The sequence below is a fragment of the Acidithiobacillus sp. AC3 genome (assembly GCF_050261095.1).
In the GTDB taxonomy this organism is placed as follows: domain Bacteria; phylum Pseudomonadota; class Gammaproteobacteria; order Acidithiobacillales; family Acidithiobacillaceae; genus Igneacidithiobacillus; species Igneacidithiobacillus copahuensis.
This window is the reverse complement of sequence record NZ_CP189838.1, coordinates 719,677-740,548: the sequence shown is the minus strand read 5'-3', so window position 1 is coordinate 740,548 and position 20,872 is coordinate 719,677. Positions and strand designations below refer to the sequence as shown.

The window sequence follows — 20,872 nt, the reverse complement described above, 5'->3', positions numbered from 1 at the left end:
CGAAGACCAAGAACAATGATGCGTCCAAATCCAGCTCTGCGACGACAAAAATTCTGCAATGCCCAGCTTGGATTGGGAGGCAGAAGTCATGGCTCTACCAACTCCACCGCTGCCATTTTTTCGGCCCGCGACTCACCGCTCGGCCGCGGGCGACGGACGAGAAGGCTCCAACAAGCAAGCCCCAGAAAAATCCATCCCGCCCAGAAAAAAATCTCGTTGAATGCCAACATGGCGGCCTGCTGTTGTAGCTGTCCGGCCAGGTGTTGCAGACCTCCCAGCGGCCCCAGATCCAGACGCAAGCGGGTACGCGCCTCCTGCCAAAGAGTGAGATTGTTGCCACGATCCTCCACGAGAAAATGACGGTGCAGATCGCTGCGACGCTCCCAAAATCCGGCGACCAAGGGAATGCCCATGGCTTGGCCAGTGCTGCGCAGCAGATTCAGCAGCGTTGCCGCCCGTTGTTCCTCCTGACCGGAGAGGCCCCAAACCCCCATACGCGCCCAGGAGCCGAAGACTCCGCCCAAGCCCAGGCCCACCAGGGCAGGAGGCCCCATCAGGCTAGACGGAGACGCCGGAAGATCGTAGGAGGAGAGCCAAAAAGAACCAGCGGCAAGCAGGATCATGCTGAGCAGCGCCCAGGGACGGGGATCGAAACGCGCCAGATACCAATGGCTCAGCGCAACACTCAGGGGTGCAAAAATGGCCAGACTCAGAAGGATCTTGCCAATGGCGTCGGCGCTGTAGCCGAAGGCCAATTGATACTGCACGATGAGCAGGGCCAGAGTGCCCTGAAAAACGAGGGCAGTGCTGAAAATGCCGGCAGCAGCCAAGGCAACGCTCAGATGACGAAAAGGGCGCAGGTCCACGGCCGCTTGCTCGTGACTACGCGACCAAAGTATTGCCGCTGAGAGCAGGACCAAGGCTCCCAGAAAAAGCAAGCGAAACTCTCCTGAACGCCACCAATCGTCCCTACTGCCTAGGTTGAACGCCATTTCAGCGCTGAGCAAGGCGGCGCAAAACAACAGGTAACCGAACCAATCGAAACGCGCAGGAGCTCGGGAAGAGGCTTCCTCCCAGAACAGCACCCCCAAAAAGCTCGCCAGCAGGATGGGCAGATTGAGCAGAAACAGCCAACGCCAACCCCAGGCATCGGCAATCCAACCGCCAACGAACGGACCCAGGGCGAAAGGGGTTACGGCAGCGAAGCCCCAGAGCAATAAGCCGATGCTGCGGTGTTTGGCATGGTAATGACGCAGGAGGATGTTGAGGGACAATGGAATGCTCAGCCCACCGGCAAAGCCTGCCGCCATCCGCGCCAACAGGAATGCCGTATAGTCATCGGTCACGGCATTCAGCAGCGCGGCCACAAACAAGACCAGGAGGCAGGCAAGAAGGCCATCGCGATCGCCCCAACGACGACTCACCCAAGGTGCAAGCGGAAGTGAAAGCCCAAGGGCAAGGAAGTACAGGTCCTGCGTCCAATCGCCGTAGAGCGGTGCACGACCCAAACTCCCACTGATTCGCGGGATCATGGGCAGGTAGGCTCCAGCGTTGAACAGCACCAAATAGTGGGCAATGCCGATACTGATGTTCGCCGCCAGAAAACGATCGATCTGACGATGGATGCTCAGTTGGCGCAAGAGATGCAAGGTTGCTTTCCGGGAGGCTGGGAGGATATTGGAGCGCTAGCCTAAACAGCTCCTTCCCATTGATCAAAGCGGTAATTCCTATATAAGCTATCGGCTATGACGATAACGCAAATTCCCTTTGATTTGCTGGAGACTTTTCTTATCGTTGCCGAGCAGGGCAGCGTCAGCAAAGCCGCCAAACTCCTGCACCGCAGCCAGCCTACCATCAGCGAACGCCTGCAGCGTCTCACGGAACTTACCGGAGAAGCACTGTACACCCCCGTTGGCCGTGGCGTTCGCTTGACCCCTGCGGGAGAGGCCTATCTTGGGCCGAGCAAGAAGCTGCGTGCTTTGCGAAAGGAAGTGGATGACATGCAGCAGCGCCGCCATACACTGCAGGAAGGCATTCTGCGCATTGCCGCAACCAATACCGTTGCCAATTATTTCCTTCCCCCATACCTGGTGCGTTTCCGTGAGGATCATCCGGAGGTAGAGTTGGTCCTACGGGGCGGGGTCAACGACTGGTCGCAGTACTCGCTGATGGATTGGGATCTTTTCTTTCTGGAGGAAGGCGCCCCAGTAGATTCTCTACCGCCCCAGTATCAGTCGACGCCGTGGATAGAAGACGAAATTCTCGCGATCTTCCCCGCGCAGCATCCCCTAGCACAGAAAGCTTCCCTTACCCTAGCCGATCTGGTGGAGGAGCCCCTGATTTGGCGCGAAGCGCAGTCGGGGGTTCGTCAGCGGGTGTTGCAGGAATTTCGCAAGCAGGGCCTGGAGCCTGCGATTCGCATCGAGGTCATGGGGGTGGAAGCCATGGGCACCGCGGTAGCAGCGGGCCTAGGCATCGGCTTCATCACCAGCGCCGCCCTGCGCCACCGACCCGACTGGCAGGTTTTGTCGCGCCGAATCGGCGAAACGATTCACTGGACCCTCTACCTCGTTGCACCAACTGCATCCTATCGTTCCCTCACCCTCGCCCGCTTTTTGCGGTATCTGCAAGTTCCCCAATGAACAGTCCCCTATCGCACAGTCACCGATTGTTGCACCGCCAGTCTTGCATGCTTCTTGCCTGTTCCAATCCGACAATGGCGTCCTCGCTTCTGCCTTCGCAGGGGCGAGGTTTTCTCTTTTGAGCTGTGGAGGATCGCGGGATGAGTAATGACGCCGAAATTTCCCCGAGTTATGTCGCCCTTATCGATGGTGCTACACTGATCGTCGCTCGGGAGCTACTAGGGTTGTTCGCTCGGTGATCTGAGGGCTATAGACATGAACCAGAAACTGCGTACTGATATTCCCGGCTTGGCCGCATGGTATGCCACCCACTCCGTGAGCGACATGGTGCAGAAGCTGGAGTCTGCCCTAACTGAGGCCGGATTTACTCTGTTTGCACGCTTTGACCACAGCCTTGCCGCCGGAAATGTGGGGCTCGCGTTAATGCCGACGGTGGTCATCGTCTTCGGCAATCCCAGTCGGGGTACTGCACTCATGCAAGCCGTACCAACCATAGCAATCGATCTACCCAGCAGAATTCTTGTACGTCAAAGCAACACGGACAATTCCGAGGTTTTTTTCAACTTGCTTGGGTATGTCGCCGATCGGCATCGTCTAGCGCTTGCTGAAACGGGAAATACTATAGATGGATTTGACAAAAAAGTGGCAGACATCATCGAAAACTGTTTGGCATGACCGAATACCTAAGACGCTGAAAAAGCCCATGATATAATTGGTTGAACTGAGGAAGCCGGAGGCCGAGGGCAAGCGCGATGCCAAGATATAGACGCAGACGGTATTCAGTCATCTCCCGCCGGAACAGCAGGTTTCGGCGGATCATTCTCTGCGGGCCATTCTAGAGATCGTGGACTGCTCCCTAACGGGGCTCGAGGGGCATTTCCACCGCATCTATCCGGACCTTGGCCGGCCTTCGGTTCCCCCGGAGAAGCCTCTCGGCTGGCCTATTCGGGGCGTGTACTCATGGATAACCGCCATGGACGGATTGCCAAGGGCGGAAAAATCCAGCAAAAATGAGGGAAATGGGCATTCAACAGACGTAAACCCATCGTTTTTATGAGACGATCGGTTATACTGACCGGCTTTTTGAATGCCCGTATTGATGTTTATTATCACTAAGCCATCTCGCCAGATGCATACAAACATAAGCATCGAATGACCGCTTCTGGTCTGTTGCTGTCCAACAGGCTTTGACCGCGGCAGGGCGTCAAATGGCGACAAGGAGTGCTTCATGCATAGAGCAACCGCCCCCGTGGCTCTGGTATGGAGCGCCCCAGATCCGTTGCCGTCTCGACCCATTCACCAATCACCCGTTCCGCATTGGCTACCGCCTCTTGATAAGTGGCGCCATCGGCCATGCAGCCAGCGAGCTCAGGAACTTCCACGATAAAAGCGTTGTCTTCGTTACTCCAATAAATGACCAGTTCATACTTACTCATCGTTATTAATCCCCAGGTGATACTTGGTGAGTATGCCGCGCACTTGCTTCACTTGGTAGGGCTTCGCCATGCGTCCTATGGGTTGGAGATTGATGATCTCGGCCACCCCTTCTTTGGTAAGGATATGATGGTCTCCCTTCACGCGAAGCATAAATCCAAGCCCATCTAACAAAGACAAAAGGTCAGCAAAAGCTATGTTGGCATCGCTCCGACCGCTGAGAACGGCGGTCTGGATCTTTTCGTGTTTACCCAAGAATTACACCAGGCCTGAACGCTTCATTCGTTTGATTCATGGCTTGGTCTCCTTCTGGAGTAAACGATTCTCGCTTTGTAAGCCTAACCCAATCAAACGACTGCTTCCAGTCTGCTGCCGTCCATCGGGGATCAACGGCGGCAGGGCAGCGTTTCCTGTCCTTCCCAACCAGGTGGTGTCCAGAACAGACCGCACACCCGCGCTACATTCCAACCACGGCGGACCCAGAACACAGATCTCAACGGCAGTGTCATTCAACCCCAGTTTGCACATAGCCTTTTAAGGAGATCCGCTGGTGGACGTGGCGAACTCGGCCGTAAAGACATCGAGGAGAAATGAACAATCCGCTTGGGTTTGGAAATGCTCACGCACCTCACTCGGAGCCTCGCGGAATACCCTGCAAACCGCAGCCGCGCGATCTGGCGCAGTACCAAGTCGATCAATCCATTGCTGGAAATCGATGGGCTGTTTCCACGTCTCGGCAGAATTCATCCCAACCCCCTGCGACCGGGAAATTTCACGCCATTCGCTCAAACGGTAGCTTCGCACATGGCTGGGATCTCTCAGCACCTCAACGGTCTGTAGGTAACTATCCAGCAGAGCGCTTTCAGGGGATATGCTGTCGGTAATGAGTAGATGCCCTCCGGGACGCAAAACCCGAACGCATTCTCCAAACCCAGTGACTAAATCTGGCCAATGATGTGCGCTATAACGCGTGATCACCAAGTCGAATTCGCCATTCCGGAATGGTAAATCCATGACGCTACCTTGGTGAATGACGATATTCTGTATCCCCCGGCGTTCCGCTTCGCCTTTGACCTCTTCAAGCATTTTTTCGCTGGGATCACAAGCGACGACTGTGCTTGCTCCCTGAGCGATGGCAAAGGCTGCGTGTCCTGCGCCGCAACCAACATCCAGCGCCTTTGAAGGCTTCAAAACTTTGGCACGATCAGAAAAAAACACCAAGTCTTTGCCAGCAGCGTGTGCCGTGCTGGCTCTGTATGCGCTGGCATGCGCACCAAATTGATGCGCGGTGAGATTTTGCTGCGTGACTGTACGATCATCCATGTCAGTATCTCTCTCGATCGGGCTATAACGTGCCCACCCAGGCACCATATCTAACCACATATCCTGTTACAAGTGACATGATATACTATTATAATTGCCAACAGGCTGGAGACTTTGTGTGGACAAGATGCGAAAAAAGGAAATGAGCGCCTTTCTTCGGGCACGTAGAGGGGCATTGCAACCGGAGGACGTCGGATTGCCTGCTGGTGGCCGTCGGCGCACTCCTGGCTTGCGCCGGGAAGAGGTAGCCCAACTCTGTAATATCAGCACTACTTGGTATACCTGGCTAGAGCAGGGTCGAGTGGACGGCGTGTCAGTTCTTGTGTTGAACGCCATCGCGAAGGCCTTGCTCATGGGACAGGCACAGCGTGAGTATTTATTTGATCTTGCGGGTCGCTCACCATCTGCGGAAGTTGCTCCAAAAGCAAACCTACCCAGCCCTCTGCAGCGAATGATTCAGACACTCCCCTATCCAGCCTATGTGCTGGCACCATACGGCGATGCGATCGAGTGGAATGAGCCTGCCGCCACGCTATTCGTCGGATGGCTTGGCGAAAAGGACCAGGACCGCAATCTGCTCCGCTATATGTTCCTGAATCCACAGGCACACCTTCTGGTTCCAGATTGGGAGGAACGAGCACGCCGAGTGGTGGCAGAGTTTCGGGCCGACTCCGCGCACGTAGATGATGATGGGCTGCTGGCTATTAACCAGGCCCTTAAATATCTAACATCGCGTAGCGTGCTGCGGGGTGGTGGAAATAGCGCGCGACTTTCTCGGGCAGTTTGCGTAGCCCGTTCATGAAAGTTTTTGCCTTCTCCAGCAAGCTTTGGGTATCCGTGCTCATGGGGCCGGTACGCAAAGCGGTTTTGAAATCGCGATTGAGATACTCGTCGGGGTTGGACTCTGGCGCATAGGGCGGCAGGAATATGAGCTCAATGCGGTCCTGCTTGTCGGCCAGCCACGCGGTGACCAGCTTGGCGTGATGTACCCGCAGGTTGTCCACTACCAGGAAGACCTTCTGCGGCGCGCCTGTGATCAGCTTCTCCAGAAAGGCGAGAAAACGCTCCGCATGGATGCTCCCCTCCACGATCTCGAAGGCGATCTCTCCGCGCGGGGAAATTGCCGAAATCATCGACAGGGTGGTCCAGCGTGCCGGATGTTCGAGGATCGGGGTCTGCCCCTTGGGGGCATATCCCCGGACCCAGTGGGCATCCTCTTTGACCGCAGTTTCGTCGCCCCAGTAAATGACCGCACCTTCCTGCAGGGCACGCGCCCGAAGCTTGGGGTACTCCACCTCCAGCCACTGCCGCACGGCTTCTGGGTTCTGTTCCAGCGCCCGTTTGACGGGACGTTGGGGAGTAAACCCCCAGCGCTTGAGATACTTGCCCACCAATCGCACCTGCAAATCGATCCCGAAATGGTCCCGAATGAGTTGCCGGATAGCCGGTCGCGTCCAAAGCGCAAAAGGCATCTGCAACTGCCGTGGATCCTTTTGCACGATCTGGTCCCGAATCCAAGCTTCCGCTGCTAGCGTCAACTTGCGACAGGCGCCAACCGGCCGCCCCCGCGGGCGTTCTTCAAGGCTCTTGGTTCCTTCTCGTTTGGCTCGCGCCAACCAGCCGCGAATCGTCGAGGGATGGGCACCAGACACCTTGGCCAAGTCCTCTACTCGCATGCCTGACTGTTGGCGCAATCGCAGCACCATCTGCCGAAGCATGTTCCGACCCTCTACCGTCAATTTACGCACATCTATCCGTTCCATGGCCCTCAGCATACCACATTACTATCGCATATTTAAGGGCCTGGTTAATAAAATGGTGGCCGATCTTGGCACACAAAGTTCCAACTTCGTTCGGCTATGGAACCTAACAGATGTCTCTTTGCGTGAGGGCGGATTACGGGAGTTTTCTCACCCCACGCTTGGGACCCTTTGCTTTGAACAGATCAGCTTCCGTCCCGGAGGATCGGGTGACTGGCGACTGACAATCCTCATTCCTGAGAGGAAAAGCGATGGATAAAAGGATAAGGTGACTACAGGAGACTTGAAGCTGCGCTCCGTACGTCTTGCCGTGTCGGCAGCGAAGGGGGTGCTTCTTGATGTTCAGCCTAGGGGATTGAAAGAACCCGACCAGCAATTGGTAGATGTATACTTGGCGATGATGCAGGAAGGCGTAGAAAGCGATGAGTTCCTGCATCGATGGGTGTCTCAGAGCTGGCATATTTTCATGGAGTACCAAGGGGCGTCGGGCGTCATGTGGCGATCAATAGGCTGGTTAAAATGGATGATGGTGTGATTTTGGACGTGTCTGGCCGGTCGTACTGGGTGCCGCTTCCTAAAGAAATATCGGCTGGAAGTAAACGATAAACGAAGGATACCGCATGCATCAGATCGTGACAGAGATTGACATTGCAGCATCACCGGAGCGCGTGTGGTCTATCCTCATGGACTTCCCCGCTTACCCGCAGTGAAATCCGTTTATTCGCGCGATTTCTGGGGTAGCTAAGCCGGGAGAAAGGCTGCGTGTGACCATTCAACCTGAGGAGCGTCGCGCGATGAGCTTTCGCCCGATGCTGCTGAAGGTCGCAAATCAACAAGAACTGCGCTGGCTGGGCCGATTGGGGCTCCCGGGCTTATTCGATGGACAGCATTACTTTCAGCTCACCGCGCTCAGCAATGGTGGCACACGGTTCACTCAGGGAGAGTAATTCTCAGGCATTTTGGTGGGCGTGTTCATACCCAGTATGGAAACGGCGACAAAAGCAGGTTTTAATGCGATGAACCAGACATTGCAGAATCGCGCGGAGGCAAATAACCATATTGGCTATGCGCATGATGACATCTCCAAGGAGTGGTGCTGACATGGATACCCGAAAACTGCTTCTCACCGCGCAGGAAATCAGCCAGATGAAGGGCGAGCGCAAGATTCATTTCCTCAACCCCGGCGCCGTTCGTATCAACAAATCTTTGGGCGATGCGGTAGGTCTTCGGCACATGGGTATACATCTCATCCAGATAGAGCCAGGTAAAGAGAGTACCGAGTACCACCTGCATCATTTTGAAGAAGAGGCCGTGTACGTGCTGTCTGGTAAGGGCTCGCTCATCATGGAGGGTGATCAGTATCCCATCGCCCCAGGTGACTTTGTCGGTTTTCCTTGCCATGATGCCGCCGCGCACAGCATCATCAATGACGGAACGGAAACACTCGTGTGCCTGGTCATCGGTCAGCGCCTTGATCAGGATGTCACGGATTACCCAAATCGGCATAAACGACTTTACCGTAATAGTGGGGAATGGAATTTGGTGGATATGGCAGATATCCGTGTGTTGCGCAGACCCACACAGGAATAGCAGGAACTCTATGAACCCCGAAAAATTCAATACCCAGCCGTCGTCGCACTTCCTGATGGAAAGCGCCACAGTAGACTATACGCATGCCGATATCCGCAGGTTGGCGTCCACACTGTCCTCTGACGATCCAACGGCAACCGCTAGGTATTGCTTCGAATGGGTACGCGATCACATTGCGCATAGCATGGATTTTCACCGGGAGGAAGTGACCTGCGCAGCCTCGGATGTGTTGCAGCAAGGCACTGGTCTATGCACCGCGAAGAGCCATCTGCTGGTGGCCTTATGGCGTGCTAACCAAATCCCTGCCGGATTTTGTTATCAACGACTGACGCTGGACGGTCCCAATCCGCCCTATTGCACACACGGCTTCACCGCCGTCTGGCTGGACGACTGGGGCTGGTATCGTTGTGATGCGCGCGGCAACAGCAAGCCCGGGATCCACTGCGAATTCACGCCCGGACAAGAAAACCTGGCCTATCCGACTATGTATAACGGCGAGCGGACTTATCCAGAAGTTTGGGCAGAGCCTTGGCCGGATTTGATCGCCGCCATGGAGAAGCTGCAAAACATATCGCAGTATCGGAGCCATCCCATTGACGCCTGCCCACCCGCCGCTGATTCGTGCGTAAGCGAGCCTACGGGAATGAACATACATAGCGCGGAGACCGGCCATGTACTGCCCTGAGTCGTTTGCAGAAACCCGCCCAGAAATCCTGCGGGCACTGATTCAGTGTTATCCCCTCGCGACATTGGTCAGTATGGGCGGTAATGGTCTGGAGGCGAATCATATTCCCTTGTACCTCGCACCCGGCGAAGGACCGCAACCGGTGCTGCAAGGCCATGTGGCACGCGCTAATCCGCTGTGGCGGGAGGCATCCCCGGACGGCGAGGTGCTGGTCATCTTTCAGGGACCGCAACATTACATCAGCCCCTCCTGGTATGCCACCAAGGCGGAAACCGGCAAGGTGGTGCCTACCTGGAACTATGCCGTCGTCCATGCCCACGGTCCGTTGCAGGTCAGAGACGATCCCGCTTGGGTACGGCAACAGATGGTCGCCCTGACCGCGCAGCAGGAGAATGGCTTTACCCTGCCCTGGCAGGTGGATGATGCGCCCCAGGATTTCACGGAGCGGCTCATCGGGCAGGTAGTGGGCATAGAAATCCCCATCTCCCGCTGGGTCGGTAAGTGGAAAGTCAGCCAGAACCAGCCGCTTTGCAACCGTGACAGTGTCGTCGCGCACCTGGAGCAGCAAAAACAGCCTGATTCTGAAGCCATGGCTGAATACGTTCTGACCAGCCTGAAAGAAGACAAAAAGGACCATGCCGGATGACGATTACTGTGGGTTTTCTGGTGTTTCCGGGCATTCAACTGCTGGATCTGGCGGGCCCCTATGAGATTTTTTCCGCTCTACCGGATGGCGATATCCATCTTTTCTGGAAAACACGGGAGCCGGTGGCCTGTTCAGCGGGTATGCGCTTTTACCCGACGACGACACTGGGTGAGGGGCCGCTGGTGGATGTGCTTTGCATTCCCGGTGGCGTCGGCATCAACCCTTTGCTGCTCGATAAAGAAGTACAGGCATGGGTGCAGCGCCAAGCGTCGGCGGTGCAGTTTGTCACCTCTGTCTGTACCGGCGCCCTGCTGCTTGGCGCTGCAGGATTACTCGCCGGGCGGCGCGCGACGACACATTGGCGTTATCATGACCTCCTCGCCGAATTCGGCGCCATACCCGTCAGGGAGCGTGTGGTTCGGGACGGCAATCTGATCACCGGTGGCGGTGTTGCCGCCGGGATGGACTTTGGCCTCGTGGTGGTCGCAGCCCTGCGTGGTCAAGCCGCAGCGGAAGAAATTCAGCTTGCCCTGGAATATGCGCCGGAGCCGCCTTTCCAGGCCGGCAGGCCGGAGGATGCCTCCAAGGATATCTTGGAGGTTGTCCGGCGCCATACCGAAGAATTGCGCGTCCAACGTGAGCGGATTTCTAGTCAATGGTTAACCAGTTCTTCAGCGTAGTGAATCAAGGGCAAGACGTGGGATGATTGTGGAGCATGGACCATTGCTACCCGATATGGTAATTCGTAACCGGTCGCCAAGCGGCGCTCTTCCTCCTTCATTGGCATGGGGCAGGGACAAGCCCTAGTCTGCGCAGAACTGTCGGGCAGAAAGGCCAGAGCTTTCCTGCGCCATCAGGCGTTGCTGCCAGATCTCCGCCCGGTCCTGGACCTTGCCGTTATCTTCTTGGGTGTTTTCCATGACGCCAATCCTTTACGAGAAAGATGGCGCCATGCTGGGCAATAATAGTTCGTCACAGGAGAAGAACGCCGGTCAGAGACCGCTTACTGTGTGCCAACCCGCTGCAGGACGTCCACGAGATAATCGTAGGGATCGACCCCCTGCAGGCGGCAGGTACTGAGCAGACTCTGGATGATACCAAGATGCTCTGCGCCGAGTTCGGTCCAACAGAAGAGCCAGTTTTTTCTCCCCAAGGGAATGGGTCGGATCTGGCACTCGATGTGGTTGGTGTCGATGGGCACGTCGGACTCTTCCAGGAAGACCTGCAGCGGTCCCTTGCGGCTGTGGACATAGGCCCAGGGCCTTGGAGGAGGGATTGCTGGGTAGGAAGGCGCTGTCCGTCAGCTGCTGTTCGACCCAAGTGAAGAACTGGGCGACCTGGGGGCGGCTATGGGTATAGCGATAGTGGCGCGGTGATCATGGTGAACCTACTCACCAGATCACAAGAAAATCATATACCTTACACACCGTGCCTATCCCGGCTATAATAGAACTCCACTATTGATGCGCGAGTAGCCCGGTATCAGGAGATCCATTCTGAACATGACCCTCCTACGTCTTCTCCTGCAATATTGTAAAATCCTGGTCAATATTAGAAGTTCCCAGCAAGAATTCAGCCGCTCCGTTCTCGAAGTACTGCGGGAACCTCTGGAAACCGGGGAAATCCACATCGCCCGTGCGCGGCAGCGCGCGCGCTTTCCCGCCCGCTTCCAGTTGATCGCAGCTATGAACCCCTGTCCCTGCGGCCACCTGGGCAATCCGTTGCAGGCCTGTCGCTGCAGCCCGGCACAAATCCAGCAATATCGCAGTCGCCTGTCGGGGCCTCTGCTGGACCGTATCGATCTGCAGGTGGAGGTGCCTGTGCTCGCGCCGGAATATCTGGAACAGGCGCCCCGCGGCGATAGCAGCGCGCTGTGGCGAGAACGCATCGGTCGCGCCGTCGAGCAGCAATGGCAACGCCAAGGTTGTCTCAATGCGCAGCTCCAAGGCGACGCCCTCGACCAGCACTGCGCCCTGGATGCGGATACCCGTGCCTTTCTGCGCCTGGCAGCAGAGCGCCTGCACTTTTCTGCGCGAGCTTATCATCGTATCCTGCGGGTCGCCCGCAGTATTGCCGATCTTGCGTTGGAAAGCGCCATACGCCAGGAGCATGTAGCGGAAGCGCTGCAGTATCGACGCCTCGCCCATACCCTGGCCAATCCATAGGATTTTTTGCCTTCATGATTTTGCTACGGCATCTACCTACCGCGCAGGAACCACGCCTGTATATGGCGTTGGAACGCACCTATCTGGGCTATTTCAAGCTGATTTTCTTTACCATTGGCACTGGCCTGCTCGCCTATCGTCTGGAAATTCTGTTTCTCGCCTTGGGAGAGAATCACTACGCGCGGCTGTTCCGCGAACTGCATCGTCTACTCATTTGGCCGCCCATGGGGCTCGTTTTTGTGGTCGGTTTCTGGTTTTTCGCCGACCTTCATCATATCGGAAAAGGAATTACCGTGTCGGAAAAAGAAATCATCGACCCGCGCATATATATGGCCGCAGAGCGCACTTTTCTCGCCTGGGTGCGTACGGGCATTGGTCTGATTGCCTTTGGTTTCGTGATCGAGAAATTCGATTTCTTCCTCGAACAGTTATCGGCAATGCTGCACACCAAACTCAGCGCCGGAGAAGGATTCTCCGGTATGGGAATCATTTTTATCGTCCTTGGTGTAAGCAATTTGGTGATCGGCGGCATCAATTTTGTGCGTACCGTCAAAAAAGTCGATCAAGGTCAATATCACATCCATAAATGGTTGTACGCTCTGTATGGACTGATTCTATTTACCGTGACCGCGGTACTTGCCTTTATGATCGTGAGGGTTTCCCCTTAGTGCGAATCGCGGCGGTGGCGGCGCCTCTGGCTGAGCTGCCAGAGGGTGCTGAGTACGCCAATCAGTACATAAACCAGCGAAATAACGAACAACACCAAGGGCGGGTGCACGGCAATGGCGGCGAGAATCAGAACCACGCTGATCGCCAGGGCAAAGGGCATGCGCCCGTGCAAATCGATGTCTTTGAAACTCCGATAGCGGATATTGCTCACCATCAGCAAGCCCAGCAAATACACCAAAGCCAGGGCTAGATACCGGGCGATTTCCGTAAGCCAAGGATATCCTTCGCCCACCGCTACCCAGACCAGACTGGCCAGGACCGTTGCCGCTGTCGGAATGGGCAGGCCCTGAAAATAGCGCTTGGAAGCGCTATGCGCCTGACTATTGAATCGAGCCAAACGTAACGCACCACAGGCCGTAAACACAAAGGCGCCAAGCCAACCAAACTTGCCGAAATTCTGTAATCCCCAGAGGAGCGCCAACAGAGAGGGCGCAATACCGAAGGCAATCACATCGGCCAGAGAGTCGTACTCCGCACCAAAGGCGCTTTGCGTACCGGTCATGCGCGCTACGCGCCCGTCCAGCCCATCCAGGATCATCGCAATGAAAATGACAATCGCCGCTACCCGAAAATGCCCGTGAATCGAGGCCACGATGGAATAAAATCCGGCAAACAGGCTGGCGGTGGTAAAGAGATTGGGGAGCAGATAGACCCCCCGACGCGGATAGCGTCTAGTCATCCGCAGGCTCCAGTTGCGCGATCCACTCCGCACCAGAGCGCACCCGTTGCCCCAGGAGGACCAATGCTTGCGCGTTGGGCGGCAAGTAGGTGTCCACCCGCGAGCCAAAACGAATGAAGCCAAAGCGTTGGCCGGTGCGGACCGGCTCGTCTGGACGCACGTAACAGAGGATGCGTCGTGCCACGAGCCCAGCTACCTGGACCACCGTCACGTCTTGCCCATTCTCCGTGCGCACCCACAGGGCATTACGTTCATTCTCTAGGGAGGCCTTGTCCAGCGCCGCATTGAAAAATTTCCCCGGAAAATACCAACGTTGCTGGACGACTCCGCCGATGGGCAAGCGATTGACATGCACATCAAAGACATTCATGAAAATGCTGATCTTCAAGGCCTTCCGCTGCAGGTAGGGATCCTCCACCGTTTCGATGGCGATGACGCGACCGTCGGCCGGGCAAAGGATTCCACCCGCCAGTGCTGCGGGTAGTGCGCGAGCAGGATCCCGAAAGAACTGCACACTGAAGAGAAACAGGAGAAGAAAGGGAACAGCTACCCACCAGGGCGCAAAAACTCCCGTCAGGATGGTAAGCAGAAGGAACAAGCCAAGGAACGGCCAACCTTCGCGCGCCAGCAAAGTATAGGGATAGTTAGAATTCGACATGGCGCAAGCCTAGCAAGTCGCCAAGGCTTGGGGAAGCGCTCCTGCCAAGGAGACTGCCCCAGTCATAAGGCAGTCCCAGCAGGGAACAATGGAAGTGCTCAGTTACGGGACCGGTCGACGATGCGGTTTTGCCCGATCCAGGTCATCATCGAGCGTAACTTCTGTCCGACGACTTCCAGCGGATGCTCAGCAGCCAGACGGCGCTTGGCCTGCATGGTCGCCTTACCCGCCTGATTCTCGAGGATGAATTCGCGAGCGAATTCGCCATTCTGAATCTCGGTCAGGATGCGGCGCATTTCTTCCTTGGTACGCGCATCGACTACCCGCGGACCACGGGTCAGATCACCATATTCGGCGGTGTTGGAGATGGAGTAGCGCATATTGGCGATTCCGCCTTCGTACATCAGGTCGACGATCAACTTGAGCTCATGCAGACACTCAAAATACGCCATTTCCGGGGCGTAGCCCGCCTCGGTCAGGGTCTCGAAGCCGGCCTGTACCAGCGCACTGACACCACCACAGAGCACCGCCTGTTCGCCAAAAAGATCCGTCTCGGTTTCTTCACGGAAGGTAGTTTCGATCACGCCGGCGCGCGCGCCGCCAATTGCCTTGGCGTAGGACAGGGCGAGGTTTTGCGCATTGCCCGAGGCATCCTGGTGGATAGCGATGAGACAAGGCACCCCGCCGCCCTGGGTATAGGTAGAACGGACGAGATGCCCCGGACCCTTGGGGGCAATCAGAAAGCAGTCGAGGTCGGCGCGCGGGTGAATCTGCCCAAAATGCACATTGAAGCCGTGGGCAAAGAGTAGCGCCGCTCCTTCCTTGATGTGCGGAGCGATTTCTTCCCGATAGAGCGCCGCCTGGCCCTCATCGGGCGTCAGGATCATGACCAGATCCGCATCCGCAACGGCCTTGCCCACGGTATTGACCGCCAATCCGGCATTCTTGGCCTTGTCCCAAGAAGCCGAGCCTTCGCGCAGGCCGACAACGACCTGAACCCCGGATTCCTTGAGATTGAGGGCATGGGCGTGACCCTGGGAGCCGTAGCCAATGATGGCGACCTTTTTCTTCTGGATGAGGGAGAGATCGGCGTCGTTATCGTAGTAAACTTTCATGAAATCCTCTAAGCACGTAAAAAATCAAATACTCTTTGCACCGCGGCTGATGGCACTGGCGCCGCTGCGTACCACTTCGATGACCATACCGGGATCGAGTGCGTGGAGAAAGGCGTCGAGCTTTTCACCAGTACCCGTCAACTCGATGGTATAACTCCGATCGGTCACATCGATGATGCGCCCCCGGAAGATATCGGCAAGACGTTTCACCTCTTCCCGATCCGACCCTACTGCATGCACCTTGATCAGCATCAGCTCGCGCTCAATGTGCGGTCCCTCACTCAGATCATGGACCCGGATGACCTCGACCAGCTTGTTCAGCTGCTTGAGCACCTGCTCCATGATCTCTTCCGAACCCTGGGTGAGGATGGTCATGCGCGAGACGCTGGCCTCGTGCGTAGGGGCAACGGTCATCGCCTCGATGTTATAGCCCCGCGCCGAGAATAGTCCTGCCACCCGCGACAAGGCGCCAGCTTCGTTTTCCAGCAGAACAGAAATGATATGTCGGTGCATGCGTTATACCAGAATCATGTCAGACAGCGCGGCTCCCGCCGGCACCATGGGATAGACATTCTCGGTGCGATCAACCAGAAAGTCCATGAAAACCATGCGGTCCTTGAGGCGCAGGGCCTCGCGAATCACGGGCTCGACGTCGGCGGGTTTTTCCGCACGCAGGCCAATGTGACCATAGGCCTCGGCCAATTTCACGAAATCCGGCAGCGCGTCCATATAACTGGAGGCATAACGCTCTTCGTAGAAAAACTCCTGCCACTGCCGCACCATGCCCAGATAGCCGTTATTGAGGCAGGCCACCTTGATGGGAAGCTTGTACTGCTGACAGGTGGAAAGCTCCTGAATGTTCATCTGGATGCTACCCTCCCCCGTCACACAAACGACCGTGCTCTGCGGCTCCGCCATCTGCGCACCCATTGCCGCCGGCAGGCCAAAGCCCATGGTGCCGAGGCCACCGCTGTTGATCCAGCGCCGCGGGCGGTCAAACCCATAGAACTGTGCCGCCCACATCTGATGCTGACCGACATCGGAGGTCACAATGGCATTGCCAGCAGTGAGTTCAAAGAGTTTTTGGACGACATACTGGGGCTTGATGATGGTATCCGTCTGGGTGTAGTGCAGGCAATCGCGCTGCCGCCACTCCGCAATTTGCGCCCACCAGCGCTCCAACGACCCGCCGCCGATGCCCATTTCCTCTGCCAGCTCGTTCATCTCACGCAACACCGAACGCAGATCGCCAACCACTGGCACATCGACCTTCACGTTCTTGGAGATAGACGCGGGATCAACATCGACATGAATGATCTTGGCATGCGGCGCGAAGTGACTGAGATTGCCGGTTACCCGGTCATCAAAACGGGCACCGAGAGCAACCAGGACGTCGCAGTGTTGCACGGCCATATTCGCTTCGTAGGTGCCATGCATACCGAGCATGCCCAGAAACTGGCGATCAGAGGCCGGATAACCACCCAGCCCCATCAACGTATTGGTAATGGGCGCATCACAACGGCGCACCAGTTGCGTTAGCTCCGCAGCACTATCGGACAGGATGATTCCGCCACCCGTATAGAACAGCGGACGTTCCGCAGCGGTAATGAGCTGCAGAGCCTTGCGCAGTTGTCCGGAATGCCCCTTCACTGTCGGCTTGTAGGAGCGTAACTGCACCTTATCCGGGTACTCGTAGCGGCAACGTTTGGCGGTGACATCCTTGGGGATGTCGATGAGTACCGGACCCGGTCGACCGGAAGCGGCCAGATAGAAAGCGGTCTTGATGGTCTGGGCAAGCTCGTTCACGTCGCGCACCAGAAAATTGTGCTTGGTACAGGGACGAGTGATCCCGACGGTATCCACTTCCTGAAAGGCATCGTTACCAATCAACGCCACGGGAACTTGCCCAGTGATAACAACCAAAGGAATGGAGTCCATGTACGCAGTCGCAATGCCAGTAACGGCATTGGTGGCACCCGGGCCACTAGTAACCAGGGCTACGCCAACCTTGCCGGTACTGCGCGAATAGGCGTCTGCCGCATGCACCGCCGCCTGCTCGTGACGGACCAGCACATGCTGAACGGCTTCCTGTTTATCCAACTCGTCGTAGATGTAGAGCACGGCGCCACCGGGATACCCAAATACCGTCTCCACGCCCTCATCCCGCAGGGCGCGCACAACAATTTCAGCGCCGGTAAGTTCTTCGGTTTCAGTGGAAGAACTCGTGCGTTCACGAGTCTGAGTAGGGGCAGACATGGTCAAGGCTCCTCATAAGATCAACATACTGCGCTCAACGCTATGCAGTTTTGACGACAGCGTCAAATAAAAATGCCTTGGCGAAACCGCGTGTTCCTCTATGCACCCTGATGCAGACGCGCAAGATAGCCGCGCGCTTCGCGCACCAATTCCACCGGCAGGCCGGACTTTTCGGCAATCAAGAGTCCGAGGGACTTTCCGGGAACGCCGATTTCGAGCTCGTAGGTAGGCTCGAGGCGCTCATGGTCGAAGCGCATGGAGGCATTTTGTAGGGCCGGATGCTCGGCGGCAAAGCTCTTGATGGGCGTCAGATGGGTCGTGACCATACCGCGCACGCCGCGCCGCGCCAGCTCGTCCAGTACTGCCATCGCCATCGCCGCACCCTCTTCGGGATCGGTGCCGGTGCCCAGTTCATCGAGCAGGATGAGGGTCGATGCGTCGGCTTCCGCCAAGAGTTTTTTCAGCATGTCGATATGACCCGAAAAGGTAGACAAAGCAAAGGCCATGCTCTGCGGATCACCCATGTCGACAAAAATCTTATGGAAATGCCCCACGACGGCGCGTCCGGAAACCGGCACATGCAAACCGCACCGCGCCATCACTGCGAGCAAGCCCACGGTCTTCAGCGAGACACTTTTGCCACCCGTGTTCGGGCCGGTCACCACCAGGATAGGATTTTCCGCGTCGATCCGAACCGAAAGAGGCTTGGGCTTGGGCCCACGATGATCCACGTGCGCCAGCCAGAGTTGCGGATGCACGGCACCCTCGAATTGCAAAATGGGCTCTTCCACCAGTTCGGCAGCCTGCGCCTGCAGATGCAGGGAGAGCTGCGCTCCGGCGATGGCGAGATCGAGCCAAGTCAGGGCGTCCACCAATTTCTGCAGCGCCGGCAGCAGCGCGCGCACCTCATCGGTCAGGGCCCGCAGCACACTCTGATTTTCCTGTTCGATCGTGCCGGAGATCTTTTCCAGGTGATTGTTGAGCGCCACCAGCTCCATTGGCTCGACCACGGTGCCGTGTCCTCCGGGCCCCGCTCCCCGGCGCACGCCACGGATCTCTTCTCGCGAGCCATCAGGCAAATGCACCGACAGGCGCTGTCCGGCCCAATGCGCCTTGCCTCCGCCACGCAGGTGCGGCTGAATCTGCCGCTGCACGGCCTCCCTCTCCTGCTTGAGTTCACTGTGCAGGCGGCGCAAGGTCTCGTTACCGTCTTCGCGAACGGAGCCATTGGGCAGCAGCATGGCATCGATGGCATCGATCAGGGAACCCGCCGCATCGAGGACCTCCGCCCCCAGCGGCAGCAGTGCCGGCCGCGCCTCGACAAAGGCACGCAACTCCTGCCCGACCCGCAGAATCCGATGCAGGTTGCGGAACGCTTGGCCGGATAGCGCTGCGCCTGGTGTCGCCGCCTGCCGCAGGGCCGGACGCGGATCCGGCAGCTCGGGCAATACGGGGCCGGCGCCCGATTCCAGGCCGAAGCGTGCCGCCGTGATCGCCTCCTGCAACTGTCGGGCGGCTGCTACCGAAGGTGCTGGGCCCAGATTCCGCGCGGCATCGGCACCCATGGGCGTGGCAGAGAGTTTTTCGAGCAGTCGACGAATTCCCTCAAAATCCAGCAACTTCCAGTCCCCTTCCATCATGCACCTCGCTGTCTGTCAAATAATTCTCGCCACCAACGCAGTCGCCCCTCGGGAATGATTACCGGGCCAGGCAGCCGTTCGGGCGGCATACGAGACAGGACCCAACCTGGTGGTATCTGTTTGCCACTGCTGCCACACGAGGCGCCGAGATTGTTGGGATCATAGATCTTGAGCAAACTGGGATGCTCGCGGTCATCCACATAAACAATCCCAAGGTAGCGCTCGCGATGATCGTGGTGCAGCAGCACATCGATCTCCGTCAGCACCCGGCAGAAGTTCTCGGCGGACAAGGGAGCCTGCGGTAGCTCCTGTCCGACAAAGTAGACATACCAGTCGTCGCCTGCCTCTGCCTGCAAGGTAGCTACCAAGGCATCCCACTGGGCCCAGTCGCGAATCGCCCAGAGCATGCCACCATATACGCTTGCGAAATCCTTCATTCTTCTCCCTCCCCCAAAAAACTGACCATGATTCGTCGCTGCTGCGGGCACTCGCGATGTTCCAGGAGATAGGCACCTTGCCAGGTCCCCAGGAGCAGACAACCAGCCCGCACGGGGATCTGCAGACTCTGCGTTCCGAGCAGGGTGCGAATGTGCGCCGACATATCGTCTGGCCCTTCGTTGCGATGGCGATAGAGCGGATCATCATCCCGGACCCAACGCGCGAGGAAGTCGAGGATATCTGCTTGCACGTCGCTGTCCGCGTTTTCTTGCAGAGCAAGGCTCGCGGAGGTATGCGGCAAAAACAGAAGCAGCCAGCCATGACCCGCCCGAATCTTCCTCAACCAAGCTCGCAGCGGATCGGAAATCTCATAAAAACGCCGGCCCTGCGTAGGCAGAATCCATTCTTCATCCCATTGTTGCATCGTCATAGTCTAGTCCGCCGCATGCGAAAAAACTCCTTAAGCAAGAGCGATGCCTCTTCCGCCAGCACCCCACCCTCCCACTGCAGACGATGATTGCTCGGTGCTGACTCGGGGAGCCGCAGATGACTCTCGATCACTCCCGCCTTGGGGTCGGCTGCGCCATACACCACCCGCGCGAGGCGCGCGTGCAGGATAGCGCCAAAACACATAACGCAGGGTTCCAAGGTGACATATAGCGTACAGCCCCCCAAACGGTAGTTTCCGAGGCGCTGCGCGGCCTGACGCAATACCTGGACTTCCGCGTGCGCCGTCGGATCCCGACTCGCGATGGGAGCATTGTGCGCACTCACCAAATGCGTACCCGCAGCATCGACCAGTACTGCGCCGACCGGGACTTCGCCCAACGCTGCCCCTGCACGCGCCGCAGTCAGCGCCGCTTGCATCCACATCTGGTCTTTTTCTTGCACGGACTCCCACCGTTTGCCCACTGGATCGGGGTTACCAGTCTAGCGAGATTGTCCGGCAGCACCAAACGCCAAGCGGACAAGCCGCGAAGATTTTTCCGAGTATGCCTTGACAGACTGCGGAATGCTGCTAATTTTCCGGGCAAGTTGCAAAAAGTAGACGCTCGCTTGCTTGGGAACAGCATAGCGATTCATTACGCACCAAGGTGAGGAAAACATGCTAG

The 20,872-nt window shown here is 57.2% G+C and carries 25 protein-coding genes and 2 pseudogenes; 12 read left to right on the top strand and 15 right to left on the bottom strand.

Annotated features, from left to right (window positions below; translation table 11 throughout):
• Window positions 1-86 precede the first annotated feature (86 nt).
• Window positions 87-1,649, bottom strand: coding sequence for an MFS transporter (locus tag ACQAYK_RS03795; protein ID WP_483167898.1), 1,563 nt, complete (start codon window positions 1,647-1,649; stop codon window positions 87-89).
• 96 nt (window positions 1,650-1,745) lie between these two features.
• On the opposite strand from ACQAYK_RS03795, the gene ACQAYK_RS03790 reads away from it, so the two are divergent.
• Window positions 1,746-2,642, top strand: coding sequence for a LysR family transcriptional regulator (locus ACQAYK_RS03790; RefSeq protein ID WP_483167897.1), 897 nt, complete (start codon window positions 1,746-1,748; stop codon window positions 2,640-2,642).
• A 255-nt stretch (window positions 2,643-2,897) separates the two neighbouring features.
• On the top strand, window positions 2,898-3,317 hold the full coding sequence (locus ACQAYK_RS03785; RefSeq protein WP_483167896.1) for a DUF302 domain-containing protein: 420 nt from the start codon (window positions 2,898-2,900) through the stop codon (window positions 3,315-3,317).
• A 551-nt stretch (window positions 3,318-3,868) separates the two neighbouring features.
• On the opposite strand, the gene ACQAYK_RS03780 is transcribed toward ACQAYK_RS03785, so the two are convergent.
• The 3 genes from ACQAYK_RS03780 to ACQAYK_RS03770 all read right to left on the bottom strand — a co-directional run bounded on the left by ACQAYK_RS03780 (window position 3,869) and on the right by ACQAYK_RS03770 (window position 5,399).
• Window positions 3,869-4,078: a type II toxin-antitoxin system HicB family antitoxin gene (locus ACQAYK_RS03780; protein WP_483167895.1), complete on the bottom strand. Its 210-nt coding sequence runs from the start codon at window positions 4,076-4,078 to the stop codon at window positions 3,869-3,871.
• A complete protein-coding gene (locus ACQAYK_RS03775; protein WP_215860275.1) occupies window positions 4,071-4,331 on the bottom strand; it encodes a hypothetical protein in 261 nt (86 codons plus the stop codon). The genes ACQAYK_RS03780 and ACQAYK_RS03775 overlap by 8 nt, the downstream gene beginning before the upstream one ends.
• A gap of 279 nt (window positions 4,332-4,610) precedes the next feature.
• Complete coding sequence (locus ACQAYK_RS03770; RefSeq protein ID WP_483167894.1) at window positions 4,611-5,399, bottom strand: class I SAM-dependent methyltransferase; 789 nt, start codon at window positions 5,397-5,399, stop codon at window positions 4,611-4,613.
• Window positions 5,400-5,526: 127 nt separating this feature from the next.
• Between ACQAYK_RS03770 and ACQAYK_RS03765 the strand changes: the two genes are divergently transcribed.
• The gene (locus tag ACQAYK_RS03765) at window positions 5,527-6,201 is read left to right on the top strand and encodes a helix-turn-helix transcriptional regulator (RefSeq protein ID WP_483168021.1); all 675 of its coding nucleotides are present in this window, start codon (window positions 5,527-5,529) and stop codon (window positions 6,199-6,201) included.
• Here the strand turns inward: ACQAYK_RS03765 and ACQAYK_RS03760 are convergent.
• Window positions 6,116-7,162 (bottom strand): IS630 family transposase, encoded by a 1,047-nt coding sequence (locus ACQAYK_RS03760; RefSeq protein ID WP_483167621.1) that lies wholly within the window; start codon window positions 7,160-7,162, stop codon window positions 6,116-6,118. The genes ACQAYK_RS03765 and ACQAYK_RS03760 overlap by 86 nt on opposite strands.
• Here ACQAYK_RS03760 and ACQAYK_RS03755 point away from each other — a divergent pair.
• From ACQAYK_RS03755 to ACQAYK_RS03725, 7 genes and pseudogenes are all read left to right on the top strand, one after another.
• Window positions 7,074-7,418, top strand: coding sequence for an MmyB family transcriptional regulator (locus tag ACQAYK_RS03755; protein WP_483167893.1), 345 nt, complete (start codon window positions 7,074-7,076; stop codon window positions 7,416-7,418). The genes ACQAYK_RS03760 and ACQAYK_RS03755 overlap by 89 nt on opposite strands.
• A 24-nt stretch (window positions 7,419-7,442) precedes the next feature.
• A complete protein-coding gene (locus ACQAYK_RS03750; RefSeq protein ID WP_483167892.1) occupies window positions 7,443-7,694 on the top strand; it encodes a hypothetical protein in 252 nt (83 codons plus the stop codon).
• 85 nt (window positions 7,695-7,779) lie between these two features.
• Window positions 7,780-8,259 (top strand): annotated as a pseudogene (locus tag ACQAYK_RS03745) (SRPBCC family protein).
• Between the two features lies 1 nt (window position 8,260).
• Entirely contained in the window at window positions 8,261-8,749 is a 489-nt protein-coding gene (locus ACQAYK_RS03740; RefSeq protein ID WP_483167891.1) for a cupin domain-containing protein, read from the top strand.
• Window positions 8,750-8,759: 10 nt separating this feature from the next.
• On the top strand, window positions 8,760-9,434 hold the full coding sequence (locus ACQAYK_RS03735) for a transglutaminase-like domain-containing protein (protein ID WP_483167890.1): 675 nt from the start codon (window positions 8,760-8,762) through the stop codon (window positions 9,432-9,434).
• Window positions 9,421-10,080 carry an FMN-binding negative transcriptional regulator gene (locus ACQAYK_RS03730; protein ID WP_483167889.1) on the top strand — a complete coding sequence of 220 codons (660 nt, stop codon included), beginning with the start codon at window positions 9,421-9,423 and terminating at the stop codon, window positions 10,078-10,080. The genes ACQAYK_RS03735 and ACQAYK_RS03730 overlap by 14 nt, the downstream gene beginning before the upstream one ends.
• Window positions 10,077-10,760, top strand: a complete 684-nt coding sequence (locus ACQAYK_RS03725) for a DJ-1/PfpI family protein (RefSeq protein ID WP_483167888.1) — start codon at window positions 10,077-10,079, stop codon at window positions 10,758-10,760. The genes ACQAYK_RS03730 and ACQAYK_RS03725 overlap by 4 nt, the downstream gene beginning before the upstream one ends.
• A gap of 335 nt (window positions 10,761-11,095) precedes the next feature.
• Here the strand turns inward: ACQAYK_RS03725 and ACQAYK_RS03720 are convergent.
• Window positions 11,096-11,450: pseudogene (locus tag ACQAYK_RS03720) on the bottom strand (IS66 family transposase); the annotation flags it as partial.
• 132 nt (window positions 11,451-11,582) lie between these two features.
• Here ACQAYK_RS03720 and ACQAYK_RS03715 point away from each other — a divergent pair.
• A complete protein-coding gene (locus tag ACQAYK_RS03715) occupies window positions 11,583-12,245 on the top strand; it encodes an ATP-binding protein (RefSeq protein ID WP_483167887.1) in 663 nt (220 codons plus the stop codon).
• A gap of 14 nt (window positions 12,246-12,259) precedes the next feature.
• A complete protein-coding gene (locus ACQAYK_RS03710; protein ID WP_215871683.1) occupies window positions 12,260-12,913 on the top strand; it encodes a YidH family protein in 654 nt (217 codons plus the stop codon).
• Here the strand turns inward: ACQAYK_RS03710 and pssA are convergent.
• From pssA to tadA, 9 genes are all read right to left on the bottom strand, one after another.
• Window positions 12,910-13,653 carry a CDP-diacylglycerol--serine O-phosphatidyltransferase gene (gene pssA, locus ACQAYK_RS03705; protein ID WP_480082237.1) on the bottom strand — a complete coding sequence of 248 codons (744 nt, stop codon included), beginning with the start codon at window positions 13,651-13,653 and terminating at the stop codon, window positions 12,910-12,912. The genes ACQAYK_RS03710 and pssA overlap by 4 nt on opposite strands.
• Window positions 13,646-14,311, bottom strand: coding sequence for a phosphatidylserine decarboxylase (locus ACQAYK_RS03700; RefSeq protein WP_480082236.1), 666 nt, complete (start codon window positions 14,309-14,311; stop codon window positions 13,646-13,648). Before ACQAYK_RS03700 ends, pssA begins: the two co-directional genes overlap by 8 nt.
• Window positions 14,312-14,409: 98 nt before the next feature.
• Window positions 14,410-15,426, bottom strand: a complete 1,017-nt coding sequence (gene ilvC / locus ACQAYK_RS03695; protein WP_215871680.1) for a ketol-acid reductoisomerase — start codon at window positions 15,424-15,426, stop codon at window positions 14,410-14,412.
• Window positions 15,427-15,450: 24 nt separating this feature from the next.
• Window positions 15,451-15,939: an acetolactate synthase small subunit gene (gene ilvN, locus ACQAYK_RS03690; protein WP_215871679.1), complete on the bottom strand. Its 489-nt coding sequence runs from the start codon at window positions 15,937-15,939 to the stop codon at window positions 15,451-15,453.
• Window positions 15,940-15,942: 3 nt separating this feature from the next.
• Window positions 15,943-17,682 (bottom strand): biosynthetic-type acetolactate synthase large subunit, encoded by a 1,740-nt coding sequence (ilvB, locus tag ACQAYK_RS03685; RefSeq protein ID WP_480082235.1) that lies wholly within the window; start codon window positions 17,680-17,682, stop codon window positions 15,943-15,945.
• 98 nt (window positions 17,683-17,780) lie between these two features.
• Entirely contained in the window at window positions 17,781-19,319 is a 1,539-nt protein-coding gene (locus ACQAYK_RS03680; protein WP_480082325.1) for an endonuclease MutS2, read from the bottom strand.
• Complete coding sequence (locus ACQAYK_RS03675; protein ID WP_480082234.1) at window positions 19,319-19,759, bottom strand: hypothetical protein; 441 nt, start codon at window positions 19,757-19,759, stop codon at window positions 19,319-19,321. The genes ACQAYK_RS03680 and ACQAYK_RS03675 overlap by 1 nt, the downstream gene beginning before the upstream one ends.
• Window positions 19,756-20,190 carry a secondary thiamine-phosphate synthase enzyme YjbQ gene (locus tag ACQAYK_RS03670; RefSeq protein WP_226826955.1) on the bottom strand — a complete coding sequence of 145 codons (435 nt, stop codon included), beginning with the start codon at window positions 20,188-20,190 and terminating at the stop codon, window positions 19,756-19,758. The genes ACQAYK_RS03675 and ACQAYK_RS03670 overlap by 4 nt, the downstream gene beginning before the upstream one ends.
• A complete protein-coding gene (gene tadA / locus ACQAYK_RS03665) occupies window positions 20,187-20,651 on the bottom strand; it encodes a tRNA adenosine(34) deaminase TadA (RefSeq protein ID WP_255790134.1) in 465 nt (154 codons plus the stop codon). The genes ACQAYK_RS03670 and tadA overlap by 4 nt, the downstream gene beginning before the upstream one ends.
• Window positions 20,652-20,872 lie beyond the last annotated feature (221 nt).

Coding starts and splice junctions, on each gene's coding strand:
- ACQAYK_RS03790 (WP_483167897.1), top strand. CDS start 1,746: ATGACGATAACGCAAATTCCCTTTGATTTGCTGGAGACTTTTCTTATC.
- ACQAYK_RS03785 (WP_483167896.1), top strand. CDS start 2,898: ATGAACCAGAAACTGCGTACTGATATTCCCGGCTTGGCCGCATGGTAT.
- ACQAYK_RS03780 (WP_483167895.1), bottom strand. CDS start 4,078: ATGAGTAAGTATGAACTGGTCATTTATTGGAGTAACGAAGACAACGCT.
- ACQAYK_RS03770 (WP_483167894.1), bottom strand. CDS start 5,399: ATGGATGATCGTACAGTCACGCAGCAAAATCTCACCGCGCATCAATTT.
- ACQAYK_RS03765 (WP_483168021.1), top strand. CDS start 5,527: ATGCGAAAAAAGGAAATGAGCGCCTTTCTTCGGGCACGTAGAGGGGCA.
- ACQAYK_RS03755 (WP_483167893.1), top strand. CDS start 7,074: ATGCCTGACTGTTGGCGCAATCGCAGCACCATCTGCCGAAGCATGTTC.
- ACQAYK_RS03760 (WP_483167621.1), bottom strand. CDS start 7,162: ATGGAACGGATAGATGTGCGTAAATTGACGGTAGAGGGTCGGAACATG.
- ACQAYK_RS03740 (WP_483167891.1), top strand. CDS start 8,261: ATGGATACCCGAAAACTGCTTCTCACCGCGCAGGAAATCAGCCAGATG.
- ACQAYK_RS03735 (WP_483167890.1), top strand. CDS start 8,760: ATGAACCCCGAAAAATTCAATACCCAGCCGTCGTCGCACTTCCTGATG.
- ACQAYK_RS03730 (WP_483167889.1), top strand. CDS start 9,421: ATGTACTGCCCTGAGTCGTTTGCAGAAACCCGCCCAGAAATCCTGCGG.
- ACQAYK_RS03725 (WP_483167888.1), top strand. CDS start 10,077: ATGACGATTACTGTGGGTTTTCTGGTGTTTCCGGGCATTCAACTGCTG.
- ACQAYK_RS03715 (WP_483167887.1), top strand. CDS start 11,583: ATGACCCTCCTACGTCTTCTCCTGCAATATTGTAAAATCCTGGTCAAT.
- ACQAYK_RS03710 (WP_215871683.1), top strand. CDS start 12,260: ATGATTTTGCTACGGCATCTACCTACCGCGCAGGAACCACGCCTGTAT.
- pssA (WP_480082237.1), bottom strand. CDS start 13,653: ATGACTAGACGCTATCCGCGTCGGGGGGTCTATCTGCTCCCCAATCTC.
- ACQAYK_RS03700 (WP_480082236.1), bottom strand. CDS start 14,311: ATGTCGAATTCTAACTATCCCTATACTTTGCTGGCGCGCGAAGGTTGG.
- ilvC (WP_215871680.1), bottom strand. CDS start 15,426: ATGAAAGTTTACTACGATAACGACGCCGATCTCTCCCTCATCCAGAAG.
- ilvN (WP_215871679.1), bottom strand. CDS start 15,939: ATGCACCGACATATCATTTCTGTTCTGCTGGAAAACGAAGCTGGCGCC.
- ilvB (WP_480082235.1), bottom strand. CDS start 17,682: ATGTCTGCCCCTACTCAGACTCGTGAACGCACGAGTTCTTCCACTGAA.
- ACQAYK_RS03680 (WP_480082325.1), bottom strand. CDS start 19,319: ATGGAAGGGGACTGGAAGTTGCTGGATTTTGAGGGAATTCGTCGACTG.
- ACQAYK_RS03675 (WP_480082234.1), bottom strand. CDS start 19,759: ATGAAGGATTTCGCAAGCGTATATGGTGGCATGCTCTGGGCGATTCGC.
- ACQAYK_RS03670 (WP_226826955.1), bottom strand. CDS start 20,190: ATGACGATGCAACAATGGGATGAAGAATGGATTCTGCCTACGCAGGGC.